We start from the raw sequence: 18,251 nt of genomic DNA, 5'->3' as shown, positions 1-18,251 counted from the left end.
ATAAGACGACGTGGCAGCGCCGCAAGTCTTTTCGATGTCGTGCCGGGTCGCCCCGGCGCCTGCTCAGCCCCCCAGCTTCGCAGGCAGGTTGTTCGCCCAGGTCGAGATCGTCCCCGCTCCGAGGCAGACGACGATATCGCCGGGACGCGCCTGTTCACGCACCAGCCGAGCCAGATCATCTTCCGACAAAATGGCACGAGCATGACGGTGACCATGCGCGATCAGCCCGGCGACCAGATCGTCGCGCGTCGCCCCCTCGATCGGCTCCTCGCCCGCCGAGAAGACCTCGGCAATGGCGACGACGTCAGCCTCGTTGAAACAGGTGCAGAAATCGTCGAACAGCGAATGCAGACGCGAATAGCGGTGCGGCTGGTGGACCGCGATCACCCGCGCACCGGGCTTCACCGCCTGACGCGCCGCTTTCAGCACGGCGGCGATCTCGACCGGGTGGTGGCCGTAATCGTCGATGATCGTGACCCCGCCCAGCACGTCGCCCACCTTGGTGAAGCGCCGGTTCACGCCACCGAAGCTCGCCAGCGCCTCCTTGATCTCGCCCATCTTCATCCCGAGGTGACGCGCCACCGCGACCGCGGCCAGCGCGTTCGAGACGTTATGGTCGCCCGGCATCGGCAGCGTGCAGCCCTCGATCACCGGTTTGCCCTCTTCGCCCTGCAGCGCGATGTCGAAATGCGCGACACCGGCGTCGTAATGCAGGTTGATCGCCCGGATATCGGCCTGCGCGTTGAAGCCGAAGGTCACGACGCGGCGGTCATTGAGTTTGCCGACCAGCGTCTGCACTTCCGGGTGATCGGTGCAGCAGACAGCCAACCCGTAGAACGGGATGTTCGAGACGAAGTCGTAGAAGCCCTTACGCAGCGCGTCGAAAGAGCCCCAATGCTCCATATGCTCGGGGTCGATATTGGTCACGATCGCGATGGTCGCGGGCAGACGGTTGAACGAGCCGTCGCTCTCGTCGGCCTCCACCACCATCCACTCGCCCGCGCCTGCGCGCGCGTTCGAGCCATAGGCGTGGATGATCCCGCCATTGATCACGGTCGGGTCGAAATTGCCCTTGTCGAGAAGCGTCGCGACCATCGTCGTGGTCGTGGTCTTACCGTGGGTGCCGCCGATCGCGATGTTCGATTTCAGGCGCATCAGCTCGGCCAGCATCTCGGCGCGGCGCACGACCGGAAGACCGCGACGGCGCGCCTCTTCCAGCTCGGGATTGCCCGGCTTGATCGCCGTGGAGATCACCACGACGCCCGCCTCGCCGATATTTTCGGCGCGCTGGCCTTCGAAGATGGTCGCGCCCAGCTTCGCCAGACGGTCGGTGATCTTGGAGGATTTCGCATCCGAGCCCTGAACCGTAAACCCTTGGGTCATCAGCACTTCGGCGATGCCGGACATGCCGATCCCGCCGATACCGACGAAATGAATGGGGCCGAGTTCTCCGGGCAGTTTGGTCGCGTTCATTGAGTCTTTCCTGCTAGGTCTTCGACGAGGGCGACGAGCCGCTCGGTGGCGTCCGGCACCCCGTAGGAGAGGGCGGCGCGCGACATCTGCAGCGCGCCCTCGGGGTTGTCCAGCACCAGTGAAATTTGATCCGCGAGGCTCTCCGTCGAGAGCTGGCTTTCGGGGATGGTGATCGCGCCGCCGGTCTTGGCCAGACCGCGCGCATTGGCCGCTTGGTGATCGCCAGCGGCGGCGGCATAGGGGATCAGGATCGCGGGCCGCCCGATGACGGAGATATCCGCGACCGAGGACGCGCCGGCGCGCGAGATCACCAGCTGGCATTCGCTGAGACGGCGCGGCACGTCGTTGAAGAAGGGTTCGACCTCGGCACTGATGCCTGCCGCGTCATAGGCGGCCACGACCCGGTCGAGGTCTTCGGGGCGCGCCTGATGGGAGACGCGCAGATTGGCGCGGGCGGCCTCGGGAAGGCTCGCCATCGCCGCCGGCACCGTGTCCGACAGGATGCGCGCGCCCTGAGAGCCGCCGATCACGAGGACCGACATCGGGTAGTCGCCCGGCGGGATATAGGCCGCGCCCGCCCGCTCGAGCACCGAGGCGCGCACCGGGTTGCCCGTATGCTCGCCCTGCACGCCCTCGGGCAGATCGGTCGGCCAGGTGCCGCAGGCGAAGCGATTCACCTTTTTGGCGAAGACGCGGTTCACCTTGCCCATGATGCCGTTCTGTTCATGGATCGCGCGGGGGATGCCCAGGAACACCGCCGAGGAGAGCGCCGGGATCGTCGGATAACCGCCGAAGCCCACCACAACCGTCGGCTTGTCCGACAGGTTCTTGCGGATGGCCGAGGCCACGCCGCCCGCGATCTTGAACGGCACGCCCAGCTTGCCGAGCGCGCCGCCGCGCGCGAATGTCGCCGAGGCGATTTGCTCCACCGTCACCGTATGGGGAAAGCCGCCCGCGTAGCGCGCGCCGCGCGCATCCGTGGACAGCTTCACGCGCCAGCCCCGGCGCACCATCGCCTCGGCCAGCGCCTGTGCGGGGAACATATGCCCGCCGGTGCCGCCAGCGGCGATCAGCAGTAGCGGGGTCGTGTCCTTGGCCATGTCCCCCTCCTGAGGGTTTTAGCGACCGCGTCGGGCGAGAATATCCGAAATCTGTCCCTGCGGCCGGGTCCGAGTCAGCGCGAGCAACATACCCACCGCAATCCCCGAAGCAATGACCGAAGAGCCCCCGTAGCTGACGAACGGCAAAGTCATGCCTTTCGCGGGCAGAAGGCGCACCGCGACGCCCATATTGATGATCGCCTGAACGCCGAAGGCGCAGGCCAGACCGGAGCCCGCGAGCCGGGTGAAGGGATCGCGCTCGCGCATCAGGCGCAGCAGCGAGCGGATCACGACCGTCGCATAAAGCGCGATGATCACGAGGACGAGGATCAGGCCGTATTCTTCAGCCGCGACCGCGATGATGAAGTCGGTATGCGCATCGGGCAGCGACCATTTCACCGAGCCCTGCCCCACGCCGACGCCGAAGAACCCGCCCTCCTGGATGGCGTTCGTCGCGTAGCCGATCTGGGTGCGCGGATCGACATCGGTCGAGAGGAAGCCGTTGATCCGGCGCGCGAAGTGCTCCGAGAAGTTATAGGCGAAGAAGCCGCCGGCCACGGTCAGCGCCCCGATCCCCGTGAGCAGCGCAATCGGCGCGCCCGAGATGAAATACATAACCGACCATGCGAACAGCACCAGCGAGGCCTGCCCGAAATCGGGCTGCAGCGCCAGCGCCACCACGATGATGATCATCAGCAGGAAGGAATAGAGCCGCCCCTTCGGGCCCCCGACGTCATGGGCTGCGGCCATGAACCAGCCGGAGATGATGACGAAACCGGGCTTGAGGAATTCGGACGGCTGGATCGACGCGAAACCGAAGGAATACCACCGCACCGCGCCCTTGCCGAAATCGGTGCCCAGCACCGGCAGCAGTATCACCGCGACGAAGGCGCCGACGAAGCCGATCACGCCAAGCCTGCGAACTTGTTTGGGGTCGAGCATCGAGATGCCCAGCATCACGCCCAGCGCCACCACCCCGAAGAAGGCCTGACGTTTGACGTAATAGAAGGGCTCAAGACCGTTGCGCTCTGCCAGCGGCACCGAGGCGGCGAGCCCCAGAAGCATGCCAAGGCCGAACAACGCCAAAACGGCGCCGAGCGCCCATTTGTCGATCGTGCGCCACCATTTCGGTAAGACGGGTTCACCGGCCCGCACGGGGACGGTGCCGAATGCCATTTCTGTCATGGGCTATACTGCCGTTACTGCCTCGAATACGCCCGTTTTCCGGGTCTGATCGGAATCGTAGCCCAAAAGCTTTGAGATGACTAGGAAAATTCCGAAGCGGCGCGATCACTCGGCGATGATCGGCAAGGGCGCGCGCAATTCCCCTTGCCCTCAGGCCAAGCCAAGCTCTGCAAGGATTTGAGGGAGTTTCTTTTTGACCTTGAAGAACCCGGCCGTGGCATGGGGCCAGATCACGCGATCCCACTCCCGCGTCAGCTCGCACAGCGCGATGTCATGCGCGCCCAGCGCCGCCTCCGCGCGCTCGCGCCAATCGCCGAGCGGTCCGATCGGGACATACGGCGTGACGAGTTGCTGCACGCCGAGGCTTTGCGCCCAATCGAGCAGTGCTGACGAGTCCTCGGCCCTCATGCGTTGCACTTCCGAGAACCCTGAGCGCGCGGCAGCATCGGCGAGCGCGTCCCGTTCGAACCGGGCGACATGCGGCGCCACCTTGCGCGGTGAGCGAAGGTGACTTGCGGTGACAGTCGCGGTCCCGCGCAGATCGAACGCGCTCAGATCGAAATCCTCGACGCGGCAATCTTCCTCCGTGATCAGAAGCGCCGTGGGCAGTTCCGGCTGCGGGTCGCGCCGCTTACGCAGCGGCGCGACCGGAGGCAGCCCCTCGGGCTCTTCCGTCTCCAGCCCCTCGCTCACCTCTGCCAATTGCGTGGGATCGGGCGCGAACCGCCCGCCGGTATAGCGCGCGATATTTCCGGCCTCGGCGGCATAGAACTTGCCCCGCGTATGCAGCCCCGCGACCCAGCGCCAGCTGAGCGTGTTCGAGGCCGGATCGCCGTCGAGCAGATGGCGATAGAAGAAATCCGCCCCGATCCGCCACGGCAGCCGAAGCGTGAAGATCCAGATCGAGGCGAACCACATCCGGGCATGGTTGTGCAGATAGCCGGTCTCGCGCAGCTCACACGCCCACGCGTCGAAACAGGCGATCCCGCTGCGCCCCGCCTCGGCCTCGGCCACGCGCGCGGCCAGATCGGGGGCACCGTCCAGTGCGGCGAGGTCTTGCGCCAACCCGTCCCGATAGCGCGCCCAGACCTCCGGGCGATGCTCCAGCCAGCCCTTGAAATACCCCCGCCAGAGCACCTCCTGCACGAATTTCTCCGCAGCCTCCGGCCCATGCGCGTCAAGTGCCCGCGCCACCGCCTCACGCTCCAGCACAAGACGCCGCCGCAGATACGGCGACAGTTGCGACACCGCCGAGTGCCGCCCCGCCCCGTGATCGAAATTGCGCGCCTGCGCGTAATCCACACCCATCTTCGGGGCGAACCGCGTCAGGCGGTCCTCGCCAGCCGCGTGAGTGGCGGCGGGCAATGGCAAAGGCTCGGCAACGGTCACGGCATCTCCTTCCGGGTCGGGCTACCGATCTACGCCGCGAGGGCCGTATGCGATCACTCGACCCGCTCGAACCGAACCGTCGGATTGCTCATCAGGACCTCGACCGACCCGTCGAACGCGCCCAGCCGCACGAGGCCCGGCGAGTTGGCGAAAGGTTTGTAGAAGATCGCGAGATTGCCCCAAGGCGCATAAAGCGTGATGTCGCCCGTCTTCGGCTCGTAGCTGCGCGGCGCGCCGGTCGTGTCGAGCTTGCGCGGCAGATCGGCGATCTTCTCGATGCCGTGGTAGTCGCGCAGGGTCAACTCCAGCGGCATGAGCGCCGCGAAATCGCGCCCGGCGGGGGTGTCGTCGAGCGTGGCGGTCAGAACCGTCTCGCCTGCGGTCACGGTGATCGGGATCATGCTGTCTCCTTTCGTCTCCTGAGCGCAGGCCATGCTGGCGGCGACGCATAGCGCCGCGACGGGTGTCAGAAACTTTGTGACGCTCATGGCCGATGCCCTCCTGCTGTCTGGAGACAAATCTATGCGCGATTGCGCAGGAGGATTACCCCCCGCGCAATACTGCCACAGATGAGCGGCACTCATCAGTCGCCCTTTCAGGCCTGGGTCATGTCGATCACATAGCGATAGCGCGCCTGCTTGTTCACGACCTTCTCGCAGGCTTCGCCGATCTGATCGGGGGTGATCATCTCATAGCTAGCCGCGACCCCGTGATGCGCGGCGAAGTCGATCACGCGCTGGGTTTCGGCAATGCCGCCGGTCATCGAGCCCGCGAGGCTCTGACGCCCGAAGCCCATCATCATCCCATGCGCCCCCTCAATGGGGAACAGCGCGCCGACATTGACCAGCGTCTTGTCGAGCTTGAGCAGGTTCAGGAATTGCTGCATCGGATAGGCCACCGGAACCGTCGAGAGCATCAGATCGAAGCTGCCCATCTGGCTCCGCATCGCGGCCTCGTCGGACCAGAGATAGGCCTCGGCGGCACCGAAAGCCTTGGCGTCGGCGATCTTGTCCTCGGAAGTGGTGAAGACGACGACCTCGGCCCCTTTCGCCGCCGCCAGCTTGACCGCGAGATGGCCCAGACCGCCCATGCCGATCACGCCATAGCGCTGGCCGGGCTGCAGGTCCCAGTGATTGATTGGCGAGAAGGTGGTGATCCCGGCGCACAGAAGCGGCGCGAACCCGGCCAGATCGACCCCCGGCGGAATGCGCAGCGCGAAATCTTCCTTCACGACGATCTTCTTGGAATAGCCGCCATAGGTCACCCCGCCCGAGATCTTGTCCTCGGAATTATAGGTAAAGGTCGTGCCGTTGAGACAGTTCTGCTCGCGGTCGGCCAGGCAATTGGCGCAGGTGCCGCAGCTGTCGACCATCGTGCCGACCCCGGCGATATCGCCCTCGCGGAACTTGGTGACCTCAGCGCCGATGCCGACGACCCGGCCGACCATCTCGTGACCGGGAACGAGCGGGAACTGCGGCATCCCCCAGTCGGCCTTGTAGGTGTGAATGTCCGAGTGGCAGATCGAGCTGTACATGATCTCGACCACGACATCCTTCGGGCCAGCGGCACGGCGCGGGACCGTATGGGGCGCGAAACTGCCATCCGTGTCGAAGGCCGCCCAAGCCCGCACTTCGGAAGCTTCGAGCGATGCGCCGGCCTCTTGCGCGGCCGCTTGCGTGGCGACGCTCGCCGCCAAGGGGGCTGCGGCCAGCGCGGCCCCGCTGCGCAGGAAATTGCGGCGGCTTTCGCCATCGCGGGTCAGGGTTTGGAACGTGTCATTGCAGGACTGGCACATCTCGGGCCTCCTTTTTCGGGAACTGACGAAGAGCGCCGGAACAAGGGTGGCGCCTGCCTTTCAACATGCCGTGAAACGCGCCGCAGATAATCACTGCTTTGCGCACAGCATCCATGAATCCTGCTCATGAGGCTTTCCGGCTTTTGCGGCATTAACCCCGCGACGGCGCCCCTTACGTCAATGAAGGCGAGGCCAGGGAGATCACGGCCTTGCCATTGAAACGCAATCCAAGGGAGACCCCTGATGATCCGCACCGTCACGACGCTCGCCGTCCTTCTCGCCGCCCCCGCCGCCGTTGCGCAGTCGATGGAACTGACCCCGGCGGAGAGCCGCGCAGCCACGATCGGCAGCTCTGACACCTTCACCGGCACCGCCCTCGTCGCCCCCGTCTTCGGCCCCGACATGGGCGATGTGAGCGCGGGCGAAGTGACCTTCCTTCCCGGCGCGCGTTCGGCTTGGCACACCCATCCGGCGGGCCAGAAACTCGTCGTGACGGCAGGCTCCGGCTGGGTGCAGGAACGCGGCCAGCCCAAACAGCTGATGCAGGCAGGCGACGTCATCTGGTGCCCGCCGGGCATCGAGCATTGGCATGGCGCGACCGACAAGACCCACGTGACGCATTTCGCGATCCAGCAGGTGGTAGATGGCTCCGCCGTGACCTGGGGCGAGAAGGTGAGCGACGCGGATTATCTGGAGTGACGTCGCCTGATCCACGGCTGAATAATCCGTGGACGTCATGAACCACGCGCATATATCGTGAGGGAGACCCGCCCGATGGCGACACCAACATTCAGCGAGGCCTCCCTCATGCTGCGCGAGAATATCAACGATCTGATCGCCCTGGCCGCCGTCGCCGAAGAGCGCAGCTTCACCAAAGCTGCGGCGCGGCTCAACGTGTCGCAATCGGCGCTGAGCCACACGATCAAGGCGCTGGAGCAACGGCTGGGCCTGCGGCTGCTGACGCGCACGACGCGCTCGGTCGCGCCGACGCTGGAGGGCGAGGACCTGCTGGCCACGCTCAACCCCTGTTTCGAGATGATCGAGGCGCGGTTGCGCGCGCTCGACGACGCGCAGGACCAGCCCACGGGCACCGTGCGCATCGTCTCCACCGATTACGCGATCGAGACCGTGCTTTGGCCAAAGCTCTCGCCGCTGCTCAAGCAATACCCTTCGATCAATGTCGAACTGGTGATGGATTACGGCTTCACCGATCTGGCCTCGGCGCAATGCGATGCCGGGGTGCGCTATGGCGACAGCGTGAGCGAGGGGATGATCGCCACCCGGATCGGCCCGGACGAACGGATGCTCTGCGTCGGCGCGCCGTCCTATTTCGAAACGGCGGGCGTGCCCCAGACCCCGCATGATCTGAGCGAGCATAATTGTATCAACCTGCGGCTGGCGACGCATGGTGCGCTCTATGCCTGGGAATTCGAAGATGCCGAGGGCCACGAAATCCGGGTGAAGGTCTCCGGTCAGGCCTGTTTCAACACGATCGGGTTGGTGCAGCACGCGGCGCTGGATGGGCACGGGCTGGCGCTGGTGCCGGATCGGCTCGCCGCGCCCCATCTGGAAAGTGGCGCCCTGCAAGCCTGCCTCGAGGAATATTGCCCCTATTTCCCGGGATTTCACCTCTATTACCCCAGCCGCCAACGCCCCTCCTCGGCCTTCGGCGCCGTGCTGGAAGCGCTGCGCGAGCGGGGCTGATCGGGCCCCTATTATCACGCCCGGGTGAATGAACGTGCGCATTCATGCTTGTCACTCATGAGTGCTATAAAAATTCCGCCGATTATCCTCTGGCCCAGCGCGCCCTAGATTGCAGGACATGAACCGAAGCCGTGCTCTTGAAACATGAGGGGCGCGGCGCACTCCAATGCAAGGAGCCAGACATGATCCTGAACGAAACCCTTACCCTCCCCAATGGCGTCGAGATCCCGAAACTGGGCCTTGGCACCTGGATGATCGACGATGACAAGGTGGCCGATGCGGTGAAGGCCGCCGTCGAGATGGGCTATCGCCATATCGATACCGCACAGGCCTATGGCAACGAGCGCGGCGTCGGCGAAGGCATCCGCAATTGCGGCGTTCCGCGCGACGAGATTTTCCTGACCACGAAGCTCGACGCGGGCATCAAGAACTATGCCGATGCGAAAGCCGCCATCGACGGCTCGCTCGAGACGCTCGGGCTCGACAAGATCGACCTGATGATCATCCACAGCCCGAAGCCCTGGACCGAGTTCCACGGTGACGATGGCTACTTCGAGGGCAACCTCGAGGCGTGGCGCGCGCTGGAAGAAGCCTATGAGGCGGGCAAGCTGGGCGCGATCGGCGTGTCGAACTTCGAGAAGGCGGATCTCGATAACCTGCTCGACAATGCAAAGGTCAAGCCGATGATCGACCAGATCCTCGCGCACGTGTCGAACACGCCCTTCGAGCTGATCGACTACATCCAGAGCCACAGCATGGTCGCCGAGGCCTATTCGCCGATCGGTCACGGCCAGATCCTCGACAATGCCGAGATCAAGGCGATGGCCGAGAAATACGGCGTCAGCGTCCCGCAGCTGTCGATCCGCTACGTGCTGCAACTGGGCATGGTCGCGCTGCCGAAGACCGCCAATCCCGATCACATGCGCTCCAATGCGGCGCTCGATTTCGAGATTTCCGACGCCGATATGGAGGCGCTGAAATCGGTCGAGGAGATCAAGGATTACGGCGAGGCGAGCATGTTCCCCGTCTATGGCGGTCAGCTTTAAGCCAGACCATCGCACCGCCGGGCCTGTCCCGGCGGTGCCTCTCAAGCCTTTCGATGAATCTCGCTCATGAGTGACTTGGCTTGATGCGGCATTAACCGGAACGCCGCCTACCCCATCTCTGAAGGACAAGATCAACCCGACAGGAGAGATGATATGAAAACCCGTTTTGCAGCTTCCGCCTTTGCTCTGATCGCGTCCTCGGCCTCCGGCGAGGCGCTCGATCGCACCATCCCCGACGCCGTTGGCCGCGCGGCCCCCGCGCTCGAGGCCTATTCCAGCAATGACCTTCTCGGCTCGGTCTGGACCGGCGAGCAACTGTCGATGCGGGACCGTTCGCTCGTGACCTTTGCGGCGCTGATGACCCGCCATGAAACCGGAAACCTCGAGCGTTTCGTCGAACTCGCGCTCGATAGCGGCGTGACGCCGGCCGAACTGTCGGAAACCGTCACCCATCTCGCCTTCTACACCGGCTGGGGCAACGCCACCGCCGCCGCAGAAGCTATGGCCCCGGTCTACGAGGCGCGCGGGATCGCCGCGGACAGCCTTCCCGGCGCAGAGGTCGACCTGCTGCCGCTCGATGAAGAGGCCGAGGAATCGCGCGAGAATTTCGTGCGCGGCACCTATGGCGATGTCTCGATGGGCGTGGTCGACAACACGCGCGAGCTTCTGTTCCGCGACCTCTGGCTGCGTCCCGATCTCGCGCCGCGCGACCGGTCGATGGTCACCGTCGCAGCCCTGATCGCGGCGGGCCAACCCGAGCAGATGACCTTCCACCTCAACCGCGCGATGGATAACGGGCTGACGCAGGAGGAAGCTGGTGCGATGCTCTCGCACCTGGCCTTCTACGCGGGCTGGCCCAAGGTCTTCTCCGCCCTGCCGGTGGCCAAGGACGTCTTCGAGAAACGCGCCGAATAAAGGACCCTGCCATGAAGATCGCCATTCTCGGATCGGGACTGATGGGCGCCAAGCTCGGACGGATCTGGGCGCAATGCGGCCACGATCTGCGCTTCGCCTATTCGCGCAGCCAGACCAAGCTGGACCGGCTCGCCGCCGAGACCGGCGGGCGCGCGACGAGCGTCTCCGAGGCGGTCGCGGGCGCGGATGCGATCCTGCTCGCCGTGCATTGGAGCCGCATCGAGGATGTGCTGGCTCAGGCTGGCGACATGGCAGGTCAGGTGGTGCTCAACTGCTGCGTCCCGCTCGATGCGAGCAATAGCGATCTCGTGCTCGGCCCCAAGACATCTGGGGCCGAGCAACTCGCCACGATGCGACCACAAGCGCGCTGGGTGGCCACATTCAACACCTCCCCCTCCGAGAGCTTCGCCCCGGTCTTCGCGCGCAAGGGACAGGCAGATCCGCCGCAGCTTCTGATCTACGGCGATGACGACGGCGCGAAGGCCGTCGCGCGCGGGCTGATCGAAGATATCGGCTTTACGCCGGTCGAGGCGGGCGGGTTGCGCACCGGGCGTTTCGTCGAACCCTTTGCAATGGTCACCGCCGAGCTAGCCTATGGGCAACCCGGCGGCCCCGCCCTGACCTATCGTTTCGAAAAACTGCGCGACTAAGCCCGCGCGCCCCTACCCCAAGAAAGGAGTTTTCCCATGAAAATCATTCGCTCCGGTACCAACGCCTCGATGCAGGGTCCCGAAGACTGGTTCACAGGCACCGTCCGCGTCGATCCGCTGTTTCAGGCCGAAGAGCCCGGCCGCACCTCGGGCAGCCATGTCACTTTCGAGCCCGGCGCGCGCACCGCATGGCACACCCACCCGGCGGGCCAGACCCTGATCGTCACCTTCGGGCGCGGCCGCGTCCAGCGCGAAGGCGGTCCCGTCGAAGAGATCAGCCAGGGCGATGTCGTGTGGTTCCCGGCAGGCGAAAAGCACTGGCACGGCGCCTCGTCCGAGACCGCGATGAGCCATATCGCGGTGCAGGAAAGCATCGACGGCTCGCCGGTCACCTGGCTCGAGAAAGTCGCCGACGAAGACTATAACGGCTGACCTTGAGGGCCGGGCCTACGCGGCTCGGCCTTCTCTTCCTTCTTCCCAAATTTTTTCAAAGCACGAGGCCCCGCAATGCCCCGGCCGCATATCACTTGCCATATGATCACCACGCTCGACGGACGATTGAAGACCGAAGGGTGGCCCTATTCCGAAGACGAATTGCTGACGATCTACGATGCGGTCGGTGCGCGTCTGGAGGGGCAAGGCTGGATCATCGGGCGCGCCTCGCTCGAAGGCTGGGTGCCGCATGTCGAACCGATGCTCGACCCCGCGCCCACCGCACGGCCCGATCGACTGGCGGATCTGGCGGGACGCACCCTCGGCATCGTGTTCGACCGCAAGGGGCGGCTCTTGCCGGATACGGACGAACTCGAGGGCGACCATCTGGCGATCGTGCTCTCCGAGCGCGTCGCGCAGGCCCATGTCGAGCGGCTGATCGATCGCGGCATCTCGGTCGTGTTCGGCGGTCCCGACGGGGACGATATCGAAGGCTCGCTGACCCGCGTCGCCGAGGGGTTCAGGATCGAGCGGCTTCTGCTGGAGGGCGGCGGCACGCTGAACGGCACCTTCCTCGCCAAGGGGCTGATCGACGCGACCAGCACCCTGATCCTGCCCCTGATCGACGGCAATAGCGGCGCGCCCGCGATCTACGAACAAGGCACCGGCCCCGCGCAATCGCTGGAGCTGGTGCAGACCGAGACGCTGGAGAATGGGATCGTCTGGCTCCGCCACCGCGTGAGCAAGGAAAGCTGAGACAGGCTTGCCCCAAAGCCCCGCGCGCCATCGTGGCGCTCGGGGCGGCGCACCGCTCAGCGAAGCATGGCGCAACGGTGCCTCCTCGCCTTGAGCGATTTTCCCCTTCAACTTCCGCGAAAGACCAACGGCGTCGGGCCTAGCCCCTCGCCTTCTTCCTGACATTGTCGAAAGACATAAGCGGCTGAGTCAAAAATCTTGCTACTGACTGACCGGTCAGTTATTTTCTTCCTATGACAGATCCCGACTCGCCCGAGCCCAAATTTCGCCGTCGCGCCGAGGCGCGGCCTGACGAGGTGCTCGACGCGGCGCTCTCGCTCTTCGATGAAAAGGGTTACGCCCATACGTCGGTGGCGCAGATCGCCAAGACGGCGGGTCTCTCGAAGGGGGCCGTCTATCTCTATTTCCCGTCAAAGCAGGCCATCCTCGAAGGCTTGGTGCGCCGGGCGGTTTCCCCGATCGCCACGCGAGCGCAAGCGCTTGTCGAACCGACCCCCGATGATGCGCGCGCCACGCTGCGCGCGCTGTTCTCGCTGATCGCGACCTCGCTGGGGGATCCGAAGGTTCTAGCGGTCCCGAAGGTCGTGATCCGCGAGGCCGTCGTCGCCCCCGAAATCGCCGCGATGTATCGGCGCGAGGTGTTCGACCACGTCCTGCCCGCGGCGACCGAAATCATCCGACAGGGCATCGCCTCGGGCCAGTTGCGCCCGGTCGATCCCGAACTGACCCTGCGCTCGATCATCGGCCCGATCGTCGTGCATTTCCTGCTTGCGGAGATCTTCGACGTCGTGCCGGAGGACGGGCTGTCGCTCGATCAGCTGATCGAGAACCACCTCGACATTCTATTCCACGGCGTTTTCCTGTCACCGGAGGGTTCGACCGATGCTTGATACCATTGTTGCGTGGATCAGCGCCCTGCTCACCGCGATCATTCCCGGCTATGGGGACGCCCCGGTGCCGCATTACTCGGGCTATGTGGAGGGCGAATATGTCTATGTCGCCCCCTCGGTCACCGGACGCATCAAGAAGCTGGCGGCGATCGAAGGCGACAGCGTCAAGGCAGATCAATTCCTGTTTGATATGGATTCGACGAAACAGCAGGCGGCGCTGCGGGCGGCCGAGGCCAAGATCGGCACCGCCAGCGCCAATCTCAACAACCTCGAGACCGGGTCGCGCGACCCCGAGATCGACGTGATCAAAGCCTCGCTGGAGCAAGCCATCGCCCACCGTAATCTCGCGGAATCCGCGCTGAAGCGCACCGAGGATCTGTTCGCCCGCGAGATCGTCGCCCAGGCCAAGGTGGATGTCGACCGCGCCGCGCTGGAAGAGGCCGAGGCGCAGGTGGCGCAACTCAAGGCCCAGCTCGAAGTGGCGGCCCTGCCCGCGCGCAGTGCGCAGGTTCTCGCAGCCCAGAAAACGCTCGAGGCGGCGCAGGCCGATGCCGATCTCGCCCGGTCGCAGCTCGATGACATGACGGTCACCGCCCCTGTGGCCGGCCGGATCGAGACGGTCTATTACAAGGCCGGGGAAGTGGCCGCCGCCGGGTCGCCCGTACTGTCGATCCTGCCGCCGAACGCGCTCAAGGTCCTGTTCTTCCTGCCCGAGGCCGAGCGCGCGGATTTCGCCATTGGCGATCAGCTGGAGATGGAATGCGACGGCTGTGACCCCGACATCAAGGTGACGATCAGCAAGATGGCCTCCGAGCCGCAATACACGCCGCCGATCATCTATTCGCGCGAAGAACGCTCGCGGCTCGTGTTCCGAGCCGAGGCGCGCATCCCGGCGGGCGCGTCGCTCCTGCCGGGCCAGCCGGTCAGCCTGAGGCGGGTGCAATGAGCACGAGATCCACCGACAGCGTGAGCGCCCAGAGCGAGCCCGCGATCGTCGTGAAAGGGCTCACGAAGATATTCAACGGCAAGAAGGTGGTGAACGCGGTCGATATGTCGGTGCCCAAAGGCGCGATCTACGGCTTCATCGGCCCCAACGGCTCGGGCAAGACCACCACGATCCGAATGATGTGCGCCCTGCTCACCCCTGATGGCGGCGAAGGCCACACCCTTGGCTACGACATCCACAAGGACGCGCGCGCGATCAAGGAAAACGTCGGCTACATGACGCAGAAGTTCTCGCTCTATGGCGATCTGACGATCCGCGAGAACCTCGACTTCATGGCGCGGATGTATCGGGTGAAGAACCGCAAGCAAGTGGTGGACGAGACCCTGCGCACCCTAGGCCTCGAAGGGCGCGGAAAGCAGTTGGCGGGCACTTTGTCGGGGGGCTGGAAACAGCGTCTGGCACTGGCCGCCTGCATGCAGCACAAGCCCGCGCTCCTGCTTCTCGACGAACCCACCGCCGGGGTCGACCCGAAGGCGCGGCGCGACTTCTGGGACGAGATCCGCCAGCTCAGCAAACAGGGCGTCACGGTGCTTGTCTCGACGCATTACATGGATGAGGCGGTGCAATGCGATTACATTGCCTACATCGCCTATGGGAAGAAGCTGATCGACGGGCCCGCGGCCGAGATCCCGCATCAGGTCGGCCTGACCACATGGCGGGTCTCCGGTCCCGACTTGATCCAGCTCGAAGAAGAGTTGCGCGCCGATCCGCGGGTCGAGCAGGTCGCGCGCTTCGGCGCCCAACTTCATGTGTCCTCGACCGACAGCGCCGGGCTCGACGCGGTCGTCGCTGAAAAGAGCGGGGAGAACGACGCGCGCAAATGGGAGAAGAAAGAGGCCGAGCTTGAGGAGGTCTTCATCTACCTGATGGCAACCGCGGCCGACAATTTCGGTGTCAACGGAGGCCCCTCGCCATGAGCTGGTTCTCGGTCTCGCGTTTCGGAGCGGTGCTCTACAAGGAATTTATCCAGATGCGGCGCGACCGGATGACCTTCGCGATGATGATCGGCATCCCGATCCTCCAGCTGGTCATGTTCGGCTACATCATCAATTCCGACCCGCATCACCTGCCGACTCTGATCGAGATGGCCGATGAAAGCCCGGTGGCGCGCGCGGTGCTGTCGGGCATGGAGACCTCGGATTATTTCAAGTTCGAGGGCATCGTCACCAGCGCCGAGGAAGGCGATCAGGCGCTCCGCGACGGTACGGCGAATTTCGTTGTGGTCATCCCACCCAATTTCGAGCGTGACATCGTGCGGGGCCTGTCGCCGAAGCTACTCGTCAGCGCCGACGCGTCCGATCCGACGGCCGTGGGCACCGCTGTCGGCGCGCTGTCGGGGATCATCGACACTGCGGTGAAGCAGACCTTCCAGGGCCCCCTCGCCCCGGTCGCAGGCCAGCCGCCGCCCTTCTCGGTCGTGGTGCACAAGCAATTCAACCCGGCGAGCAAGACCTCGCTGAACATCGTGCCCGGCCTGATCGCCGTGATCCTCGCGATGACGATGGTGTTGATCACCGCGATTGCGATCGTGCGCGAGACAGAGCGCGGCACGATGGAGACCCTGATCGCCACACCGGTCCGGCCGCTCGAGGTGATGCTGGGCAAGATCCTGCCCTATGTCGTGATCGGTTATATCCAGACCGTCGTGTTCCTGATCGCCGGGAAGCTTCTGTTCGGGGTGCCGTTCCTCGGATCGGGGCTGGCCTTCTTCATCGGCTTCAACCTCTACATCGTGGTGAACCTCGCCCTCGGCTTCCTGATCTCGACCCTCGTGCGCACGCAGATGCAGGCGATGCAGGCGAGCTTCATGACGATCCTGCCCACGATCCTGCTCTCGGGTTTCATGTTCCCCTACGCAGGCATGCCCGGCTGGGCGCAGGTGATCGGCTCGGCGATCCCCGCCACACATTTCCTGCGCATCGTGCGCAAGGTGATGCTGAAAGGCGCCCACCTAGCCGACATCACCGGCGACTTGCGGGCGATCGCTATAATCGGCGTGGTGATCATGCTGATCTCGATGCTGCGCTATCGACAGACGCTGGATTGAGGCGCTTCGGCACGGCTTTCGGATCAGATCGGAGAGCGTCACGATCTCTCTCGGCCCCTGATCCCAGCAAAAAGGGGCGCGCCGCGCTGCGACCGCCCCTTTGAATTGCAGGTCGCGCGCCTCGCGGGGCGCGCGGGTTTTTCAGTCGAAGCTCGGGTAGATACCCTGCATGGCGATGCAATAGACGAGGCCTAGCGTCGGCTGGTCGTTCTCATGCGGTTGGCTGCCGCCAGTGGGCACGATCGCGCCGGGCGCGAAGCTGGTCGCATCCTGGATCGGCGTGCCGGTATAGCCATTGGCCCCCGTCGAGATCCAGGTATCGCCCGCAGTCGGCGCGGCACTCGCATCCGCGCCTTCGGGAAACACCGAAAGCGAATGCGAATGCGGCGGCAGATCGGCCTCGGTCAGCGTCACCGTATCGCTGCCCACCCGCTGGCCTAGCGCGCGAGGGGTAAGCCCCGGCCCTGCGCCCTGCCCGGCAACGACGCTCAACGGCGAACCACTGCCTCCGTTGAGATTGGGCAGCCCGAAGGTCGTGCGCCCGTCCCCGCCATAGGTCGTCCCGATCAACGAGTAGACCGCCGAGTATTGTGACATCGGCAAGACCTGCCCGTCACAAGGCATCCAACCCTGGGGGATGAAATTGTAGGGAAATGGCATGACCGTGCAAAGAATGGGGTCCATATCCTGTCCTTTCCGAAAAGACCGGGCGCGCTTACGAGCGCGGCGGGTAAATACCGTCATAGGCGATGCAGTAGTTCATCACCGTGGTCGGCATCATGTTCTGGTGCGGGTGGGACGCACCGCTCGACCCGATCGAGGCCGGGTTCAGCGTCGCGCGCGCGCCACCGGGCTGGGCCGAGTAGCGCGTGACACCTGTGCCATCTGCAGTTGCGAACTCGACCTCCGGGCCGGGCACGGCGGTCGCGTTAGCCGCCGGGCTCTGGCTCGACGCCTGGATGGCGTGGGAATGCGACGGCATCTCCGCGACGCTCAGCGTGACCGTCTCCTCCCCGACCTTATCGCCGACCTTGTAGACCGACAGCCCCGGCGCGTGCCCCATGCCGAGCGGAATGCGCCCGCGCAGATCCGGCACGCCGAAAGTCGTGACGCCGTCGCCGCCATATTGGGTTCCGATAAGCGAGAACAGCGCCTGATATTGGTTGATGGGCAACAACTGCCCCTGACAACTGAGCCAGCCGCGCGGCGTGCGCGGGAAGGCAAACAGCGTGATTTGTCCGACAATGGGGTCCATGAATATATCCTCTCCGTTCCGGCGGATCCGTTGCGCGCTTTACGCGCGCTGCGGGAAGATGCCCTGGAGGGCGATGACGTAATTGACGCAAAGCGAGGGCTGCATGTTGGGATGCGCGATGCCGCCGCCCGTGTGACCGATATTGGTCTGCGCCAGCGCGACCGGCGCCTCGGCGCTGCCATAGAGATTGCCAGTGGGGATATTGCCCGAAGCGATCACCATATCGTCGGGCGCAATCGGCGCGCGTCCCGCGATCGCCAGCTGCGAGGCCACGAAAGGGTGGCTGTGGCTAGGCATCGTGGCGTCCGTGAGCGTGACCGCCTCGCTCCCCAGTTTTTGCCCGCGCGCCTGCATGGTGGCACCGCGCGGACTGCGCCCACGAAGATCCGGAAGGCCGAACGTGGTCCGCCCATCCCCGCCGAACTCGGTCCCGAGAAGCGAGAAAAGCGCCGAATACTGCGCGATGCTCATCAACTGTCCATTACACAACGCCCAGCCCTGCGGCGCGAAATCGAAGGCTACGGGCATGATCATGCCCAGAAATGGTTCCATCGAACTGTTCCCTTGAATTCTCCTCTAAGGCGAGGCTACGGGCGAACATGTCCTGC

The 18,251-nt window shown here is 64.8% G+C and carries 20 protein-coding genes; 11 read left to right on the top strand and 9 right to left on the bottom strand.

The annotated features are described in order from the left end of the window. Window positions 1-63: 63 nt before the first annotated feature. The 6 genes from murC to F8R15_RS13580 form a co-directional block, all read right to left on the bottom strand. Window positions 64-1,473 (bottom strand): UDP-N-acetylmuramate--L-alanine ligase, encoded by a 1,410-nt coding sequence (gene murC / locus F8R15_RS13605; protein ID WP_078523001.1) that lies wholly within the window; start codon window positions 1,471-1,473, stop codon window positions 64-66. Further along, window positions 1,470-2,573, bottom strand: coding sequence for a glycosyltransferase (locus tag F8R15_RS13600; protein ID WP_152844927.1), 1,104 nt, complete (start codon window positions 2,571-2,573; stop codon window positions 1,470-1,472). Before F8R15_RS13600 ends, murC begins: the two co-directional genes overlap by 4 nt. Before the next feature lie 18 nt (window positions 2,574-2,591). Beyond that, window positions 2,592-3,758: a putative peptidoglycan glycosyltransferase FtsW gene (locus F8R15_RS13595; protein ID WP_152844926.1), complete on the bottom strand. Its 1,167-nt coding sequence runs from the start codon at window positions 3,756-3,758 to the stop codon at window positions 2,592-2,594. 150 nt (window positions 3,759-3,908) lie between these two features. Continuing rightward, window positions 3,909-5,147 carry an FAD-binding domain-containing protein gene (locus F8R15_RS13590; RefSeq protein WP_368731051.1) on the bottom strand — a complete coding sequence of 413 codons (1,239 nt, stop codon included), beginning with the start codon at window positions 5,145-5,147 and terminating at the stop codon, window positions 3,909-3,911. Between the two features lie 53 nt (window positions 5,148-5,200). Beyond that, window positions 5,201-5,635, bottom strand: a complete 435-nt coding sequence (locus F8R15_RS13585; protein ID WP_253732587.1) for a cyclophilin-like fold protein — start codon at window positions 5,633-5,635, stop codon at window positions 5,201-5,203. A 107-nt stretch (window positions 5,636-5,742) separates the two neighbouring features. Further along, on the bottom strand, window positions 5,743-6,942 hold the full coding sequence (locus F8R15_RS13580; RefSeq protein ID WP_152844925.1) for an NAD(P)-dependent alcohol dehydrogenase: 1,200 nt from the start codon (window positions 6,940-6,942) through the stop codon (window positions 5,743-5,745). Between the two features lie 243 nt (window positions 6,943-7,185). Here F8R15_RS13580 and F8R15_RS13575 point away from each other — a divergent pair, with 243 nt between their 5' ends. From F8R15_RS13575 to F8R15_RS13525, 11 genes are all read left to right on the top strand, one after another. Further along, window positions 7,186-7,641 (top strand): cupin domain-containing protein, encoded by a 456-nt coding sequence (locus F8R15_RS13575; protein ID WP_152844924.1) that lies wholly within the window; start codon window positions 7,186-7,188, stop codon window positions 7,639-7,641. A gap of 75 nt (window positions 7,642-7,716) precedes the next feature. Further along, a complete protein-coding gene (locus F8R15_RS13570; RefSeq protein WP_253732585.1) occupies window positions 7,717-8,646 on the top strand; it encodes a LysR family transcriptional regulator in 930 nt (309 codons plus the stop codon). A 182-nt stretch (window positions 8,647-8,828) separates the two neighbouring features. After that, a complete protein-coding gene (locus tag F8R15_RS13565; RefSeq protein ID WP_152844923.1) occupies window positions 8,829-9,692 on the top strand; it encodes an aldo/keto reductase in 864 nt (287 codons plus the stop codon). Between the two features lie 153 nt (window positions 9,693-9,845). Next, the gene (locus F8R15_RS13560) at window positions 9,846-10,607 is read left to right on the top strand and encodes a carboxymuconolactone decarboxylase family protein (protein WP_152844922.1); all 762 of its coding nucleotides are present in this window, start codon (window positions 9,846-9,848) and stop codon (window positions 10,605-10,607) included. A gap of 11 nt (window positions 10,608-10,618) precedes the next feature. Next, a complete protein-coding gene (locus F8R15_RS13555; protein WP_152844921.1) occupies window positions 10,619-11,257 on the top strand; it encodes an NADPH-dependent F420 reductase in 639 nt (212 codons plus the stop codon). Between the two features lie 36 nt (window positions 11,258-11,293). Continuing rightward, window positions 11,294-11,689: a cupin domain-containing protein gene (locus F8R15_RS13550; protein WP_078601764.1), complete on the top strand. Its 396-nt coding sequence runs from the start codon at window positions 11,294-11,296 to the stop codon at window positions 11,687-11,689. Between the two features lie 75 nt (window positions 11,690-11,764). Next, window positions 11,765-12,445, top strand: a complete 681-nt coding sequence (locus F8R15_RS13545; RefSeq protein WP_152844920.1) for a dihydrofolate reductase family protein — start codon at window positions 11,765-11,767, stop codon at window positions 12,443-12,445. Window positions 12,446-12,678: 233 nt separating this feature from the next. Then, the gene (locus F8R15_RS13540; protein ID WP_152844919.1) at window positions 12,679-13,335 is read left to right on the top strand and encodes a TetR/AcrR family transcriptional regulator; all 657 of its coding nucleotides are present in this window, start codon (window positions 12,679-12,681) and stop codon (window positions 13,333-13,335) included. Further along, window positions 13,328-14,281 carry an HlyD family secretion protein gene (locus F8R15_RS13535; RefSeq protein WP_152844918.1) on the top strand — a complete coding sequence of 318 codons (954 nt, stop codon included), beginning with the start codon at window positions 13,328-13,330 and terminating at the stop codon, window positions 14,279-14,281. The genes F8R15_RS13540 and F8R15_RS13535 overlap by 8 nt, the downstream gene beginning before the upstream one ends. Continuing rightward, window positions 14,278-15,258: an ABC transporter ATP-binding protein gene (locus F8R15_RS13530; RefSeq protein WP_152844917.1), complete on the top strand. Its 981-nt coding sequence runs from the start codon at window positions 14,278-14,280 to the stop codon at window positions 15,256-15,258. Before F8R15_RS13535 ends, F8R15_RS13530 begins: the two co-directional genes overlap by 4 nt. Further along, window positions 15,255-16,388, top strand: a complete 1,134-nt coding sequence (locus tag F8R15_RS13525; RefSeq protein ID WP_078606220.1) for an ABC transporter permease — start codon at window positions 15,255-15,257, stop codon at window positions 16,386-16,388. Before F8R15_RS13530 ends, F8R15_RS13525 begins: the two co-directional genes overlap by 4 nt. 141 nt (window positions 16,389-16,529) lie before the next feature. On the opposite strand, the gene F8R15_RS13520 is transcribed toward F8R15_RS13525, so the two are convergent. From F8R15_RS13520 to F8R15_RS13510, 3 genes are read right to left on the bottom strand one after another with little or no spacing between them, the layout of a single operon-like run. Continuing rightward, the gene (locus tag F8R15_RS13520) at window positions 16,530-17,048 is read right to left on the bottom strand and encodes a phage tail protein (protein WP_253732619.1); all 519 of its coding nucleotides are present in this window, start codon (window positions 17,046-17,048) and stop codon (window positions 16,530-16,532) included. 55 nt (window positions 17,049-17,103) lie between these two features. Beyond that, the gene (locus tag F8R15_RS13515; RefSeq protein WP_152844915.1) at window positions 17,104-17,643 is read right to left on the bottom strand and encodes a phage tail protein; all 540 of its coding nucleotides are present in this window, start codon (window positions 17,641-17,643) and stop codon (window positions 17,104-17,106) included. 39 nt (window positions 17,644-17,682) lie between these two features. Further along, the gene (locus tag F8R15_RS13510) at window positions 17,683-18,195 is read right to left on the bottom strand and encodes a phage tail protein (protein WP_152844914.1); all 513 of its coding nucleotides are present in this window, start codon (window positions 18,193-18,195) and stop codon (window positions 17,683-17,685) included. Window positions 18,196-18,251 lie beyond the last annotated feature (56 nt).

It is taken from the genome of Thioclava sp. JE_KL1, from assembly GCF_009296265.1.
GTDB lineage: Bacteria > Pseudomonadota > Alphaproteobacteria > Rhodobacterales > Rhodobacteraceae > Thioclava.
The sequence above is the reverse complement of the archived record's forward strand: the minus strand, read 5'-3'. Positions and strand labels throughout refer to the sequence as shown.